This window comes from Mycobacteroides sp. H001 (genome assembly GCF_001440005.1).
GTDB lineage: Bacteria > Actinomycetota > Actinomycetes > Mycobacteriales > Mycobacteriaceae > Mycobacterium > Mycobacterium gwanakae.
Window position 1 is genome coordinate 65,699 of the sequence record NZ_LJYH01000034.1, and the last position, 14,777, is coordinate 80,475.

Here is a 14,777-nt window from a genome sequence, read left to right on the forward strand (position 1 = left end):
CCCTAGAAGGAAAACCGCATGATCCTGCCGATATCGCGCAGTGCAGGGATATGCGCGATCACCTTCATCTGGATGCGGCCCGACAGTGGCAGGTGCTCCTCACCTGCCACGTCGGTGCTGCGCAGGTCGTCGAGACAGTGCAGCCCGGGATGTAATGCCTCGATTTGGCCGGGGTCGTCGATACCCCAGTGCAGGGTGGCACCTGCGTTGCGCACCGCGGGGACAAGCTTCTGCAGCGTGATTCCGATGCTGCCGTAACAGTCGAAAGCTAGCTGGCCGCTGGGGAATCGGCCGGTGATCCGCCGGATCAGGGACTGTCCTTCGGCCTGTGTCAGGTACATCGTCAAACCCTCGAACACCGCGAGCGTGGGGCGATCTGCGGGGATATCGTCCAGCCATGCCTCCTCGGTGACCGAGCTGCCCACCATCCGATAGTCCCCACCGTGTTCGGGGAGCAATGCGCGCCGCAGCGCGATGATGTCGGGGTAGTCGACATCGATCCAGCGCACCGTCTCGGGCGGATTGATCCGGAAGATACGGGTGTCCAGCCCGCAGGCCAGATGCAGCACCGTCGCTTCCCGGTGCGCGGCGAGGAACTCCGAGGTCCAGACGTCGAGTTGGCGGGCGCGTAATGCCACCCCAATCGCCTGGGTTCCTTTGATCTTGGTTTTGGAGAAGTCGTAGTCGATACGACCGACGGCCTGGGCGGCGTAGTGGTCATGAAGAACCGAATTCGGGGACACGGCGTCCTGTGCCCGGCCGTACAGGGTGGCCAGCATGGTCTCTGGGGCGCCGCTCAGCGTGATTTTCACGCGGTCCGTCACTCGACCCAACATACGCCGCGAACTCGTACTACAGTTGCGCCGTCCCAGACCGAAGGAGAACCTCACATGGCTGATTTCAAGGGCCTCATCGACAAGCTCAAGAGCCTGTTGGCGGGCAACAAGGACAAGGTGAACCAGGCCGTCGACAAGGTCGGCGACGCCATCGACTCCAAGACCGGTGGCAAGTACTCGGCGGTGGTGGACAAGGTGCAGGACGCCGCCAAGGGCGCGGTCGAGAAGGTCGAGGGGTCCACAGCTCCTAAGGACGGCGACGCTCAGTAACCGACTGGCGCCGCTGCTGGCGGCGCTGGTGTTGGTCACGGCGGCCTGCGCGCGGGTCGAGGCGGAAGGTGTTGCACCTCCGCCTCCCTCGCCGCCGCCGGGTGAGGTGCTTTCCGATGTGCCGTTGTCGCTGGCTCCTGATCTGGACGCGATCGCCGACGGCCACCTCATCCGCTACATGTCGACCTCCGGTACCACCGGCACCCCCACTGAGGTGACGGGTGTCGTGTTTTCACCGAAAGGTCAACCTCCACAACAAGGTTGGCCCATTGTGTCGGTGGGTCACGGCACCACCGGTCTGGATGACGAGTGCGCGGTCTCGCGTGCTCCCGATCTGCGCGGCTACATCTGGTTGGTGCGCAACCTCACCAAGCGCGGCTGGGTGGTGGCCATCACGGATTACGAGGGGCTGGGCGTGCCGGGCCCGCATCCGTATCTGGAGCCGCGATCCGAGGGATTCAACGTCGTCGACGCGGCGCGTGCCGCGATGTCGCTGATTCCCGGGTCGTCGACGACATGGGCGGCGATCGGTGCGTCTCAGGGTGGTCAGGCGACCTGGGCGGCCGCCGAACTCGCGGGGGACTACGCCCCGGAACTGGACTTTGTGGGTGCGGCCAATCTGTCCCCGGCGGCAGATCTGACTGAGATGGCGACGCATGTCGGTGACGGACGGTACGACTGGAGCCAGCTCTCGATGATGCCCACGCTGCTCACGGGGCTGTCGGTCACGGTCCCCGAGCTGAGGCCAGAAAACTTCCTGCACGGCTCTTTTCAGGACAACCCGCACGATAAGGCGCTGCTGCTGGGATGTCATAACGGGCTGGATCCGGCGCGGGCGGCGGCCATAGGTAGATTGCGCGCCAACGATTTTCACGGCACCACGCCGCAGGATGCGGAGATCTTCGCGCGCGCGTTGAAGCGGATCTCGTTGCCGCTGGGGCCTGCTTCCGGCCCTATGCTCGTCTACGCGGGTGGGGCCGATCGGCTGATCGACGCGCGCTGGATCCACGCTGCGGTGCGGCGGGCCTGTGCGTTGGGCGACACCGTCCAGGAGATCGTGGCGCCCGGTAAGGGCCATGTAGACCCTGAAGGGGAGCGGCTGGGGGTGCAGTGGATCGCGGATCGGTTTGCCGGGATCCCGCCCCCTAGTAACTGCTAGCCGTCCGCTGTTGTCGCTCCGGTATCGTCTGCCGACGTGGCAGCCAAACTGAATTCCTCCATCGATGTGCCCCTCCCTCCGCAGGAGGCCTGGGAGCACGCCTCGGATCTGCGGCGTTTCGATGAATGGCTGAGTGTTCACACCGCCTGGCGCAGCGCGTTGCCCGAGACGCTGGAAACGGGCACGGTGATCGACTCCATCGTGTGTGTGAAGGGCATGTACAACCGGGTCAGGTGGACTCTTAAGAAGTACGACCCTCCGACGGGGCTGTCCCTGGAGGGACAGGGCAGAGGTGGCGTGAAGGTCAAGCTCCGGGTGACGATCACCCCGAAGGGGCCGGGTTCGGTCGTCGACTTCACCCTGCATTTGGGCGGCCCTGCGATGTTCGGCCCGATCGGCGCGGTGGTGGCGGCAGCGTTGCGCAGCGACATCGACGCCTCGCTGTCGAAGTTTGTTCAAGTTTTTGCGCCCGCCTCATAATCGCCGCTTTTAGCGTTCTACCTGCGAAAACATAAGCGACCGTTTGTGATTGGCTCCGTATCGAGTTGGTGTCGGTTGTTGGCATGCTCCCGAACAAGGAGCAATATGGATATATGTCAATCACACGGAAGTTCATCGGAACGGTGTTCGCCGCAGGTGCTGGCGCGGTACTGATCGCTGCTGCGCCCGCCGCCGTGATGACCACCGGGGTGCCGACAACCACGTCTAACCAGGTGGTTCTTGCCGATCCCGGCGGCTCAGGCAGCGGTGACGCAGGTGGCGGCGGTGGCTGCTACAACGGCGTATGCGGCGGATGGAACCCAGGACAGGGTGGCTGGGGCCACGGCTGCTACAACGGCGTTTGTGGTGGCTGGGACGGCCAGCGCGGCTGGGGCAACTAAGCGCTTTCGGCCGGACGTCAGTCCGCGAGCGGCCTAAGGGCCTGCGCCAGGGCGTCGTAGGCGTCCCGGCGAGCTGACCCGGTGCCCAACAGGTGATCCGGCAGGATCACCTCGTCAACACCCTCCTGTGACCACGGTGCCATCTGCTCCGCGATGCGGTCTGCGGTGCCGTACAGCACCGGAATCGGTGATGTCGCAGCGGTTTCCGCGGCGCGTGCCTCGGACTGCGGGCTGTCGGTGACGATGATGCGGGCCTGGGTGGAACGCCAAATCGTCGCAGGATCGCGGCCGATCTTCTCGGCTGCGGCGTCCAGACGGCCCGAGACGTCACGGAACGCTCCGGGCGTGGACCACTGATTCCACTCGTGGGCGTAACGGGCAGTCAGGCCGAGCATGCGCGGCTGTGTGGCACCGATGAGGATGGGCAGCGGGCGCTGCAACGGCTTGGGTTCGCAGATGGCCTCCGCCAGCTGGTAGTACTCGCCGTTCACCGTGGTGGCTTGCTCATTGAGCAAGCCGGTAATCACTTGCAGCCCTTCGGAAAACCGGTTGACGCGCGGTCCGGGCTTGCCGAGTTCGAGCCCGTAGCGCTGGTGTTCGTTCTCTTGCCAGCCGGCGCCCAGTCCGAGCGTGAAGCGCCCCTGGCTCACGTGATCGACGGTGGCCGCCCAGTTGGCAAGCACCGCCGGATGCCGGAAGGTCATCGACAGCACCAGGGGAGCGAGCCGGATCCGTGAGGTGGCGGCGGCGAGCGCGGCAAAGATCGCGGTGGCTTCGTGGAAGTCGGTGCGCTGTTCGGCGGTGTCCGAGTGCGCCATGAAGTGGTCTGCGGCGTAGAAGGCACGCCACGATCCACCGTCGGCGTACTGGGCGATATCCAGCAGATCTGTCCAGGATTGGTTGGTTTGTCCCCATATCGAGAAGCGCATGTTTTCCAGCCTAGAGCCGGTGCACATATCGCCGTTATTGCGTACTACCCTCGAAACGGTGGAGGAGCAACCAAGGGGTCGGCGGGCAGAGGTGATCGCGGCCGCCATTGAGGTGGCGGGCACCATGGGTGTCGGGGGTCTTACGTATCGCTCGGTGGATGCGGCGGCGAACGTCCCGAGCGGTACTACGTCGAATCATTTCCGTACACGCGATGCGCTGCTGCTGGGTGTCATTGTGGAGATCGAGAAGCTTCGCCGGGCCTTCTGGCGGGCGCTTGTCACCGAGATCAATCCGACGACAGTGGCTGATCTGGTCGGTATCGGCACCGCGTACGCCAACGGGGCTGTCGGAATGATGAGTACCCGGGTGCGCGCGTACATGGCGCTTCTCATGGAGGGGTGGAGCCATCCCGAGCTGCGAGAGCCGCTGCAGCGGGGCCGGGATGCGCAGATTCCCCGCACACTGCAGCTCATGCGCAAAGTCGACCCGATAACCCCTGAGCTGCATGCGGAAATCTTTCAGGACTATCTGACGGGCATCATCTACCAGCAGCTGGCCAACCCGTCGCCGAACTTCAATCCGCGTCCCGGGATTGAAGCGTTGCTCACCGGCCTGGTGACGCCCCAGGTAACGCAGGAATAGGGTTCTCGCGCCAATCGGTGTCGGTGACGATTCGCCGCGAAATGCGTTCAAGTGCTGCCTGGATCTGCTCGCGGTCCGCCCGATCTTCGAAATCGGGTGTGCGGGAGAGTCGTTCGACCAAGTACTGGTTTATTGCCTCGCTGATCTTGTCGACTTCCTGGCGTCCGGGATCGGTGAGCCAGACGTGGTCGTTGGTGCGCAGGGCGTACCCGTTTTCGACGAGTTCGTTGAAGGCGGGGTCGATGACCTCCGGCGGTATCCGGTACCACTGCGCGATTCGGGACACCTCGGCAGACCCGGTGGCGCGCAGGAATCGGTTGGCCTGCACCAGGGCCCACAGTGGCGCGATGGGCATCGACACACCCGCGTGTTCGCGTAGCTTGTGCAGGCCGATATGCGGGAATCCGCGCATGGCATTGCTGATCGCGATCTCCAGCAGTTTGTCTGGTGAGAACGAGTTGGGCATGCCGAAGCCCTCGCCCATATCGGCGGCAAGGGCCGAGTCGGTCCCGCGCAGCGGGACCTCTTTGAGGAACAGTGCGACGACGAAGCCGATGACGGCAACAGGTGTGGCGCAGAGGAACACAAGGTCCAGTGAGTCGGCGTAGGCGTTGATGACCGGTATCGCGGCATCGTGCGGCAGTGCGTGCAGTGCCTGCGGTGACGCGGTGGCCTCGGGTGGCACTTTCGCCGAGCTGATCTCGCGTGCAAGGAAATTGGAGAACAGTGACCCGAATATCGCGGCGCCAAATGAGCTGCCGATGGTGCGGAAGAACGTCACACCGGAGGTCGCGACCCCCAGATCGTCGAATCGGGCCGTGTTCTGCACGATGAGGGTGAGTACCTGCATCGAGGCGCCGATGCCCACTCCCAGAATGAGTAGATACAGCGACTGCAACAGGAAGGGCGTCGAATTGTCCATCCTGGACAGCAGCACCAGTGCGACAGCCATGGTGGCGGTGCCGAGGACGGGATAAATCTTGTACTTGCCGGTGCGGCCCACCAGGATGCCGGTTCCGGTGGAGGTGATGAGCATGCCCGCAACCATGGGCAGGGTGCGCATGCCCGAAACGGTGGCCGAGACACCGTTGACGAACTGCATGAACGTCGGGAGGTATGTCATCACCCCGAGCATGGCGAAACCAACGACAAAGCTCAGCACGCAGCAGATCGTGAAGACCGGGTCGCGGAATAGCCGCGGTGGCAGGATCGGTTCGGACACATGGGATTCCACCCAGACAAACACGCCTATCGCGGCGACCGCGCTGACGAACAGTCCGATGATCACCGGTGAGGACCAGGGGTAGGTGGTGCCGCCCCAGCTGGTCGCCAATGTCAGTGCCGAGGCGCCCAATCCGATGAGCACGATGCCCCAGTAGTCGATGACGGGGCGCGTCGCCTTGGCCAGAGCCGGGATGGCGGCAGCCGCGACCACGATCACCACCACCGAGATGGGCAGGTTGATGTAGAAGGCCCAGCGCCAGCCCAGATGATCGGTGAACAGTCCGCCCAACAGCGGGCCGATCACGGTCGTCACCCCGAAGACCGCCCCGAGCATGCCCTGATAGCGGCCGCGCTCGCGCATGGGAATGATCTCGCCGATGAGGGCGGTCGCCGTCACCATGAGTCCACCCGAGCCGAGGCCCTGGATCGCACGCGCACCGACCAGCATGGCCATCGATCCGGCCATGCCGCAGAGCAGTGATCCGGCCGCGAAGATGACGATGCAGGCGATGAAGACTGCGCGCCGTCCGAAGAGATCACCGAACTTGCCCATGACGGCTGTGGCCACGGTGGAGGCCAGCAGATAGCTGGTGACCACCCACGACTGGTGCCCGGCATCTCCGAGATCCGCGACGACAGTGGGCAGGGCGGTGGCGACAATGGTGCCGTCCAGCGCGGCCAGGAGCATCCCGAGCAGGACCGCGACGAAGATGAGGTTGCGGCGCTGCACGCTGATCATGGAGCTCGCGGCTTCCTGATCGACGGTTTCGGATTCAGGAGACTGCTGCTGAGATTCGGCTGACATAACTTACCCATGCTAAAGGTATGTGGGCCAGGGCATCGTGAACTCACGTTGCTCGCAGATAAGTGGACAGGAAGCCGGATGACACGCGAAGACCTTCCGACCGATCAGTTTCCCGGCTACTTGGGTATCGAGTCCGTATCGCTTCAAGACGACCGGGTTACCGCGGAGCTTCCGATCCGGGGTGAGCTTTTCGCCCCAAACGGGTTCGTTCATGCCGCCGCGATAGTCGGGCTCGCGGACACGTTGTGTGGGTACGGATGCCTGGCCTCTTTACCGGAGGGGGCGACCGGTTTCACCACCATCGAGCTGAAGACCAACTTCCTGGGCACCGCGCGCGGCGGAAAGCTCACCGGGACCGCTGTGCCTGTTCATCGTGGGCGATCGACTCAGCTCTGGGACGCCACCGTGACGTCCGATGACGGGCGCACGCTGGCCGTGTTCCGGTGCACCCAGCTGGTGTTGTGGCCGCGCGGATGACACCCGTACCCCCACTCCCGACCTGGGTGTAACGTACGTCACAGGGCTCGCATCGATGACCGACAGGAGCAGGCAATGAAGCATGCAGCACCCGGAACCGAAGGCAGCGCAGTCACTTTCGCGCCCCGGTACGAGAACTTCATCGGTGGCGAGTGGGTTGCCCCGTCGGATGGCCAGTACTTCGATGATTCCTCGCCGATCGACGGCAAGGTGTTCACTCAGGTCGCCCGCAGTACCGCGCCGGACATCGACAAGGCACTAGACGCCGCCCACGCCGCGGCCGAGGCATGGGGCAATACGTCAGCGGCCGAGCGGTCCAACACACTGCTCAGGATCGCCGACCGCATCGAACAGAACATCGAGCGACTCGCCGTCGCGGAAACCTGGGATAACGGCAAGCCGATCCGCGAGAGCCTCAATGCCGACATACCGCTGGCGATCGACCACTTCCGCTACTTCGCCGGAGTGCTGCGCGCTCAGGAGGGATCGATCTCAGAGATCGACCACGACACCGTGGCCTACCACTTCCATGAGCCGCTGGGGGTCGTCGGCCAGATCATCCCGTGGAACTTCCCGCTGTTGATGGCCGTCTGGAAACTGGCGCCGGCGCTGGCGGCGGGAAACTGTGTGGTCCTCAAGCCCGCCGAGCAGACGCCCGCCTCGATCCTGGTGCTCATGGAGCTGATTGCCGATCTACTCCCGCCGGGAATCATCAATGTGGTCAACGGGTTTGGTGTCGAGGCGGGTAAGCCGCTGGCCTCCAGCCCGCGTATCGCCAAGATCGCCTTCACGGGTGAGACCACCACCGGGCGCCTCATCATGCAGTACGCGACCGAGAACATCATCCCCGTCACATTGGAGCTTGGCGGCAAGAGCCCCAACATCTTCATGCCCGACGTGATGGCCGCCGATGACGCGTTCCTGGACAAGGCGCTCGAAGGCTTCACCATGTTCGCACTCAATCAGGGCGAGGTATGCACGTGTCCCTCACGGGCGCTGGTGCATTCGTCCATCTATGACGAGTTCATCGCGCGTGCGATCACGCGTGTCGAGGCCATCGTGAGTGGGGATCCGCTCGATGAGGACACCATGATCGGCGCGCAAGCCAGTAACGATCAGTACGAAAAAATCTTGTCCTACATCGACATTGGGCGAAAAGAGGGCGCACAGGTGCTCACCGGTGGGGACGCCCGAAAGGTTGCCGACTACCCGGATGGCGCCTACATTCAGCCGACCGTGTTCGCCGGCACCAACAACATGCGCATCTTCCAGGAAGAAATCTTCGGCCCGGTGCTCTCTGTGGCGAAGTTCGACTCACTGGACGAGGCGCTAAAGATTGCCAACGACACGTTGTACGGCCTCGGCGCGGGGGTCTGGTCGCGGGATATGACCAACGCCTACCGGCTGGGCCGCGGCATCAAGGCGGGCCGGGTATGGACAAACTGCTACCACCAGTATCCGGCGCACGCCGCGTTCGGCGGCTACAAGAAATCCGGTATCGGCCGCGAGAACCACAAGATGATGCTCGACCACTACCAGCAGACCAAGAACCTCTTGGTGAGCTACTCGCCCGACGCCGCGGGCTTCTTCTGATGCGCGCTCACGCGAAGGAAGTCTGGCCCTGATCAATCGAGTAGAGCTCACTGCGGCGGCGGCCGAGCTGTTGGCTTCGCTGGTGGCTCGACATGGGCCTGTGATGTTCCACCAGTCTGGCGGCTGCTGTGACGGCAGTGCGCCGATGTGTTACCTGCGCGGAGAATTTCGTGTGGGTGCCTCGGATGTGTTGCTCGGCGAGGTTAGCGGGGGTACACCGTTCTGGATGAGCGCCGACCAGTTCGAGTACTGGTCACATACACATTTGACGGTGGACGTGGTGCCTGGGCGAGGGTCTGGATTTTCGCTGGAGGCGCCGGAGGGGGTGCGTTTCCTTATCCGGTCGAGGTTGTTCACCGATGACGAGGTGCTCGCGTTGGCGAATCAGCCGGTCAGGACCGGCGTCGACGGTTAAGGCGCTGCCGATTCCTTCGTGTTGTCGGTTGCCCGCAGAGGTAGTAGTTTGCCCTTGTCGGAGGCTGTCTGGTCGGGTCGGTCGTAGGGGAGTGTCATCCAGTGTATGTAGCTATTCGAACTGCTGCGGTTGCTGCGGTGTGCAGTCTGTGTGTCGGGACAGGTCTGGATGCGCGCACCGTGCGGCCGGTCCCTTCCCTAACGGCCACGGCCACAACACATTCCGTGACGAATCGGGCAGTTTCTCTCACGTCGTTCTCTGACTTGCTGGCGGTGGCTGCCCCGCAGAATGATGCTGGGGCGCAATCGAATCCAGTGGCCACCGGGGTGCCGAGTAGCGGCGAACTCATCGGGACAGTCGCCAAACTCCTCAAGGCGTCACAAGCCGCGTCGACCGGTTCGGCTCCGGCGATCACCGCAGCCGCCGTCGATCCTGTCGATCCGCCGGTTGAGCAGCCGGTAGATCCGCCCGTTGAGCAGCCCACAGATCCGCCCGCGGCCGACGAGCCGGCGCCACCCACCAACTTCCCGGGGACACATTGGCCTGCGTTTGGCACCCCGTCCTACTTTGCGCAGTTGGCCTTTGCGGTGTTCCACGTTGTGGCCTTGCCGATCACGGTGCCTGTTCAGTTCTTCCTGGGCAGTGCCGAGGGTGTGCCGACGGTGATAGCCGCGGCACTCAATGACTTATCGGGCTTGCTGGGCCAGATACCAGGGTTCTCACCGCAGCAACCGGTGGCGGAAGCGCAGCAGAAGGTCGCTGAGGCCTCCTCGCTGTTGCCGAAGACCGCAGCGGCGGAGGCCGAAGCGCCCGCCACTGAGGAGCCGGCTCCCGCTCCGGCTCCGGCGCCAGATCCCTTGCCGACCAACTTCCCGGGCCCGCGCCCCGCGTTTGGCACGCCCTCCTACTTTGCGCAGTTGGCGTTCGCGGTGCTGCATGTGCTGGCGCTGCCGATCACGGTTCCGGTACAGGCGATCATCGGCAACACCGAGGGTGTGCCGACGGTGATTGCCGCCGCGCTCAACGACTTGTCCGGCCTGCTGGGACAGGTGCCGAAGATATCGCTACCCGGGACCGATCCCGGGACCACGCCGGAGACCTCCTCGAAGCAGGTCGATCAGGCTGTCACCAAGCCGGAAACCGCGTCCGAGAAGTCCGAGACCACCAAGCGCGACGTTGATGCGAAAACTGCCAGTACCGAGCACACGGAGCACGGAGCGAAGCCTGGCGAGACGTCCGCAGAGGCGCCCAAAACCGAGCATGAGGCCAAGCCCGCTGACGCCCCTGCCGATGCGACGAAGGCAGATCCGGCTAAGGCTGTTGAGCCCAAGGTCGACCCGGCTAAGGCCGTTGACCCGACCAAGGCCGTTGACCCGACCAAGGCTGTTGAGCCGACCAAGGTCGTTGAGCCGACGAAGGCTGTTGAGCCGACGAAGGCTGTTGAGCCGACGAAGGCTGTTGAGCCGACCAAGGTCGTTGACCCGACGAAGGCTGTCGAGCCGACGAAGGCTGTTGAGCCCAAGGCTGATCCGGCGGCGGCAGCGTCTACGAAGCCCGAGCCTGCTAAGCCGGTTACGGTCAAGCCGGAGACCAAGGCCGAACCGGTCAAGCCAGAGACTAAGCCGGAACCCGCCAGCAGCCCGGTGAAGGTCGTCCGCGACAGCCTGAAGTCGACACCCGGTGGAACCACCACCACCGGCGGCACCAAGACGACCGAGGGATCCAAGGGGGCAGAAACGGACAGCAAGACGCCCGCTGCGTCTACGGCGACCAAGGTTCGCGAAGGATCGACCCCGTCCGTGGGTGGTACGTCCGATAAGCCTGCGGAGAAGCCCTCGACGGAGAAGCCGTCGACCGGCAAGAGCTCACCGTCGTCGGAAGGGAGTTCGCATTCCTCCGAAGGAAAGACGCATTCCTCCGAGGGCAAGTCACACTCGGGGTCTACTGACTGACGATGATCGTGAGCGTGTTGCCGTCGCGTTCGATATGAAGCCCGGCGCGACGGGCAACCGCAGCCACTGAGGCGGCGTCATTGGGTTCGGCTCTGCTGCCGGCGAGGATACGTGCCAGTTTTCCCTTGTGTGCCTTGTTGAAATGGGTGATCACCGTGCGTCGCCCATCGGGATGCTCTGTGAGGCAGTCAACGGTTATCGCCTGCGGTAGCCGCCCCAATCCCGCGTACGAGCCTGAGCGCAGGTCCACCACCAGTTCGTCGGCGGCCAGCTCCGCCAAGACAGGTTCCAGTACCGGCTTCCACCGGGCGGACAACGACGGCTTTCCGGGCAGCTTGGACGAGGCCGACAGCCGATAGGCAGGCACCGGATCGTCGGCGCGTAGCAGTCCGAAGAGTGCCGAGCCGACAGCGAGGCGTTCGCGTGCACGTGTCGCGGAGGCGCCGCGCAGAGACGTCACGTCCAGGGCGTCGTACAGCACGCCGGTGTACCGCTGCAGGGCAGGCATCGTGGGGGAGACCCGCAGCTCGGCATTGCGCTGGATTTCGGCGTCCTGAGACGCCGAGATGCCCAGCGCCTTCCTGCATGCCGGAGGGTCGGCGGCGAGGGCGACGAGTTCGTCGACGAGTGCCGCGCGCACCGGATTCAGCGACGGCGTGGCCAGCTTGTCCAGGCGCAGAGGAACATGATCTCCACCTTCGCGTTTGGTTTCTGAGGGTGGTAGCAACACGATCACGCCACAGACCGTAGCGAACTGGCCGCCGCTTACGGCGCAGCGGGTCAACAGCTGCGATGAGTTTTGGCGGTCCGGATGGTCGATATGAGTGAGTGCCCCATCCAGTACAAGGAGACCCCATGCCCACTCGTGAAGAAACTCCACTCGGTGCTCCCGCGTGGATCGACCTTGCCTCGTCGGATGTCGAGAAGTCGAAGGCCTTTTACAGCGCGTTGTTCGGCTGGACCCTGCAGGATGCGGGTCCCGAGTACGGCGGCTACATCAACGCTCACAAGGACGGTAAGGCGGTCGCGGGAATGATCGCGAACAATCCGGAGTGGAATGCGCCCGACGGATGGACAACCTATTTCGCCACCGACGACATCGACGCCACGCTCCAGAAGGTGGCTGACAACGGTGGCGGAAACTGCATGCAGGCGATAGAAGTTCCACAGCTCGGATATATGGGCCTTTTTGGCGACCCCTCAGGAGCCGTGGTGGGACTGTGGCAGCCCTTGGCCCACAAGGGTTTCCAGCTGGTCGCCGAGGCGGGTGCCCCGGTGTGGCATGAGCTGAACACCCGTGAATACGACAAGGCGGTCGACTTTTACACCAAGGTGCTTGGTTGGGAAACCAAGGTGGAAGGCGATTCCGAGGAGTTCCGGTATGCGTGTGCCCAGCATGGCGGAGAACCGATTGCCGGGGTCAACGACGCGACAGTGGGTCAGTGGACGCTTCCGGAGGGCGTTCCGGCGCATTGGGCGGTCTATTTCGGTACGTCGGACACCGACGCCAGTGCGGCAAGGGCTACCGAGCTCGGGGGCGTGGTGCTCACACCTGCGCAGGACACCCCATATGGCCGGATGGCGCTGGTTCGGGACACCACCGGCGGTACCTTCTGGTTGTGCTCCGTCGATTCCTGATCGCGGCCGTGGTAGGCCTCGTCATCGTTCTTGCGGCGATGACGGGGCTCTACTTCTTGATGAATACGCGCACCGTTCAACTAGCAGGAAACCTTGTCGCGCACTGTGACACCGATGAGAAGGTGGTCGCACTCACGTTGGATGACGGTCCGAGTGGCCGCACTACCGAGGTGTTGGCAGCACTTCAGCGTGCGCACATTGCCGCGACCTTCTATTTGGTCGGACAGGATATTGCGGGGAATCCGTGGTCGGGACGGCAGATCGCCGATGCCGGTCATGAGATCGGGAACCACAGCTATACCCATCGTCGACTGGTTTTCGTTACGCCCACCACCGTGCGCGAGGAAGTGGAGAACACCGATAAACAAATCCGTGCAACGGGATACAGCGGTGTCATAACGTTTCGCCCGCCGTATGGAAAGAAGCTCTACGCGTTGCCACGGTATCTCGCGTCTCACGGCCGGATCACTGTGATGTGGGATGTCGAGCCCGACTCCGACGGGCCGCGAACACGTGAAGCGATCGTCGAGGAGGCTGTCTCCCGGGTGCGTCCCGGGTCGATCATTTTGCTGCACGTGATGTATTCGTCTGGTCGGGAATCACTTTCGGCGATCCCCGAGATTTCACGGCGGCTCCAAGCGCAGGGTTATCGCTTCGTCACCGTGTCACAACTGCTTGCCACACCGTGTCGTTAAATGTCTTCGAAGGTCGGGATGCCCCACTCCTCATGCCCGCCGCCGTGCAACAAGGTGGCACGGGTGACCGAGCGGGTACCGAACCTCTCACGTAGCTCGTCCAACGTGCTGTCCAGCGCTAGTGTGTTTGTCTGCGAACTGTCGAATGGCAACTCCAATTGCGTTACGCCGCAGGAGTCGAAGTTGGAGACAGAGAAACCGATCAGGGTGATGCCCCGTTCCGCGACCAGCACAGCGGCCTCGGCGACAAGCTGGCGTGCCACTGCGAGTAGGTGTTCCGTAGAAGTCGTGGGCCGTGACACAGTGTGTGAGCGCGTCGCGCGCGTGTAGTCGTCGAACCGTAGCCGGAGCACCACCGTTCGGCAGCTGCGGCCGGTGCCACGCATCCGGCGCGCGATCCGTTCGATGAGTTGTGTGGCGATCGCGTCGATCTCGTCGCCGGTGCGCCGCCGTCTGCCGAGCGCACACTGTGCGCCGATTGAGCGCCGCCGTCGACCGCCCTGTACCCGTCGCGGATCGACATTATGTGCCAGGCAATGCAATTGGTGCCCCATGGCGCGGCCAACCATCGACGCCAGGGTGGACTCGCCAAGATCGGCGATGTCGGCGACGGTGTGGATCCCGTACACCCGCAGCTTCTCGGCGGTGATGGTGCCGACGCCCCACAGCGCCTGTACCGGCAAGGGGCGCAGGAATGTCATTTCTTCGTGAGGTTCCACCACCAGCAGTCCGTCGGGCTTACCCTGGCGGCTGGCGACCTTGGCCAGGAACTTGGTGCGGGCGATGCCGACGGTGATCGGTAGACCGGCTCGACGGCGCACCTCCGCGCGTAACGTCTCCGCGATATCACGCGGAGTGCCCGAAATGCGCAGTAGGCCAGCGACATCGAGAAATGCCTCGTCGATGGACAGCGGTTCGACCAGCGGGGTGGTGTCTCGGAAGACCTCGAAGACCTTCTTGCTCGCGGCACTGTACGCATCGAAACGCGGCGGTACCACCACGGCCTTCGGACATAGCTGTCGTGCCTGTCGGCCCCCCATCGCGGTGCGCACGCCGCAGCGCTTGGCTTCGTAGCTGGCGGCCAACACGACACCGCCTCCAACGATCACCGGGCGGCCGCGCAACGCCGGATCATCACGTTGCTCGACAGAGGCGTAGAACGAGTCCAGATCCGCGTGCAGGATGCTGGCTGACCCGGTCATGAACAGATGCTCGCACCGGGGTCCGACACCTAGATCCGGTTGATTTGCCCAACAGCCA

General features: G+C 63.8%; 16 protein-coding genes. 11 read left to right on the top strand and 5 right to left on the bottom strand.

Annotated features, from left to right (window positions below):
- Nucleotides 1–2: 2 nt before the first annotated feature.
- The gene (locus AOT83_RS16800) at nucleotides 3–836 is read right to left on the bottom strand and encodes a class I SAM-dependent methyltransferase (protein WP_057966568.1); all 834 of its coding nucleotides are present in this window, start codon (nucleotides 834–836) and stop codon (nucleotides 3–5) included.
- A gap of 54 nt (nucleotides 837–890) precedes the next feature.
- Between AOT83_RS16800 and AOT83_RS16805 the strand changes: the two genes are divergently transcribed.
- The 4 genes from AOT83_RS16805 (at nucleotide 891) to AOT83_RS16820 (ending at nucleotide 3,146) form a co-directional block, all read left to right on the top strand.
- Nucleotides 891–1,106: an antitoxin gene (locus tag AOT83_RS16805; RefSeq protein WP_057966567.1), complete on the top strand. Its 216-nt coding sequence runs from the start codon at nucleotides 891–893 to the stop codon at nucleotides 1,104–1,106.
- Between the two features lie 118 nt (nucleotides 1,107–1,224).
- A complete protein-coding gene (locus tag AOT83_RS16810) occupies nucleotides 1,225–2,265 on the top strand; it encodes a lipase family protein (RefSeq protein ID WP_234797651.1) in 1,041 nt (346 codons plus the stop codon).
- 36 nt (nucleotides 2,266–2,301) lie between these two features.
- Complete coding sequence (locus tag AOT83_RS16815) at nucleotides 2,302–2,745, top strand: SRPBCC family protein (RefSeq protein WP_057966566.1); 444 nt, start codon at nucleotides 2,302–2,304, stop codon at nucleotides 2,743–2,745.
- A gap of 113 nt (nucleotides 2,746–2,858) precedes the next feature.
- Nucleotides 2,859–3,146 carry a hypothetical protein gene (locus tag AOT83_RS16820; protein ID WP_030094381.1) on the top strand — a complete coding sequence of 96 codons (288 nt, stop codon included), beginning with the start codon at nucleotides 2,859–2,861 and terminating at the stop codon, nucleotides 3,144–3,146.
- A 17-nt stretch (nucleotides 3,147–3,163) separates the two neighbouring features.
- On the opposite strand, the gene AOT83_RS16825 is transcribed toward AOT83_RS16820, so the two are convergent.
- Nucleotides 3,164–4,075: an LLM class flavin-dependent oxidoreductase gene (locus AOT83_RS16825; RefSeq protein WP_057966565.1), complete on the bottom strand. Its 912-nt coding sequence runs from the start codon at nucleotides 4,073–4,075 to the stop codon at nucleotides 3,164–3,166.
- A 91-nt stretch (nucleotides 4,076–4,166) separates the two neighbouring features.
- Here AOT83_RS16825 and AOT83_RS16830 point away from each other — a divergent pair, with 91 nt between their 5' ends.
- On the top strand, nucleotides 4,167–4,718 hold the full coding sequence (locus tag AOT83_RS16830; protein ID WP_057966564.1) for a TetR/AcrR family transcriptional regulator: 552 nt from the start codon (nucleotides 4,167–4,169) through the stop codon (nucleotides 4,716–4,718).
- Here the strand turns inward: AOT83_RS16830 and AOT83_RS16835 are convergent.
- Nucleotides 4,681–6,681 carry an MDR family MFS transporter gene (locus tag AOT83_RS16835; protein WP_057966616.1) on the bottom strand — a complete coding sequence of 667 codons (2,001 nt, stop codon included), beginning with the start codon at nucleotides 6,679–6,681 and terminating at the stop codon, nucleotides 4,681–4,683. The two genes, AOT83_RS16830 and AOT83_RS16835, sit on opposite strands and share 38 nt — an antisense overlap.
- 144 nt (nucleotides 6,682–6,825) lie before the next feature.
- Between AOT83_RS16835 and AOT83_RS16840 the strand changes: the two genes are divergently transcribed.
- From AOT83_RS16840 to AOT83_RS16855, 4 genes are all read left to right on the top strand, one after another.
- Nucleotides 6,826–7,224 (top strand): PaaI family thioesterase, encoded by a 399-nt coding sequence (locus AOT83_RS16840; RefSeq protein ID WP_030094385.1) that lies wholly within the window; start codon nucleotides 6,826–6,828, stop codon nucleotides 7,222–7,224.
- 75 nt (nucleotides 7,225–7,299) lie between these two features.
- On the top strand, nucleotides 7,300–8,817 hold the full coding sequence (gene adh, locus AOT83_RS16845; RefSeq protein WP_057966563.1) for an aldehyde dehydrogenase: 1,518 nt from the start codon (nucleotides 7,300–7,302) through the stop codon (nucleotides 8,815–8,817).
- Nucleotides 8,818–8,845: 28 nt separating this feature from the next.
- Nucleotides 8,846–9,232, top strand: a complete 387-nt coding sequence (locus tag AOT83_RS16850; RefSeq protein ID WP_198530429.1) for a DUF779 domain-containing protein — start codon at nucleotides 8,846–8,848, stop codon at nucleotides 9,230–9,232.
- A 101-nt stretch (nucleotides 9,233–9,333) separates the two neighbouring features.
- On the top strand, nucleotides 9,334–11,184 hold the full coding sequence (locus AOT83_RS16855; protein ID WP_057966561.1) for a hypothetical protein: 1,851 nt from the start codon (nucleotides 9,334–9,336) through the stop codon (nucleotides 11,182–11,184).
- On the opposite strand, the gene yaaA is transcribed toward AOT83_RS16855, so the two are convergent.
- Nucleotides 11,174–11,920: a peroxide stress protein YaaA gene (gene yaaA, locus AOT83_RS16860; RefSeq protein ID WP_057966560.1), complete on the bottom strand. Its 747-nt coding sequence runs from the start codon at nucleotides 11,918–11,920 to the stop codon at nucleotides 11,174–11,176. The genes AOT83_RS16855 and yaaA overlap by 11 nt on opposite strands.
- Nucleotides 11,921–12,039: 119 nt before the next feature.
- On the opposite strand from yaaA, the gene AOT83_RS16865 reads away from it, so the two are divergent.
- Both AOT83_RS16865 and AOT83_RS16870 read left to right on the top strand, forming a co-directional pair.
- On the top strand, nucleotides 12,040–12,822 hold the full coding sequence (locus AOT83_RS16865; protein WP_057966559.1) for a VOC family protein: 783 nt from the start codon (nucleotides 12,040–12,042) through the stop codon (nucleotides 12,820–12,822).
- Nucleotides 12,804–13,517 carry a polysaccharide deacetylase family protein gene (locus AOT83_RS16870; protein WP_234797641.1) on the top strand — a complete coding sequence of 238 codons (714 nt, stop codon included), beginning with the start codon at nucleotides 12,804–12,806 and terminating at the stop codon, nucleotides 13,515–13,517. The genes AOT83_RS16865 and AOT83_RS16870 overlap by 19 nt, the downstream gene beginning before the upstream one ends.
- Here the strand turns inward: AOT83_RS16870 and dinB are convergent.
- Nucleotides 13,514–14,719, bottom strand: coding sequence for a DNA polymerase IV (gene dinB, locus AOT83_RS16875; RefSeq protein WP_057966558.1), 1,206 nt, complete (start codon nucleotides 14,717–14,719; stop codon nucleotides 13,514–13,516). The genes AOT83_RS16870 and dinB overlap by 4 nt on opposite strands.
- Nucleotides 14,720–14,777: the final 58 nt, after the last annotated feature.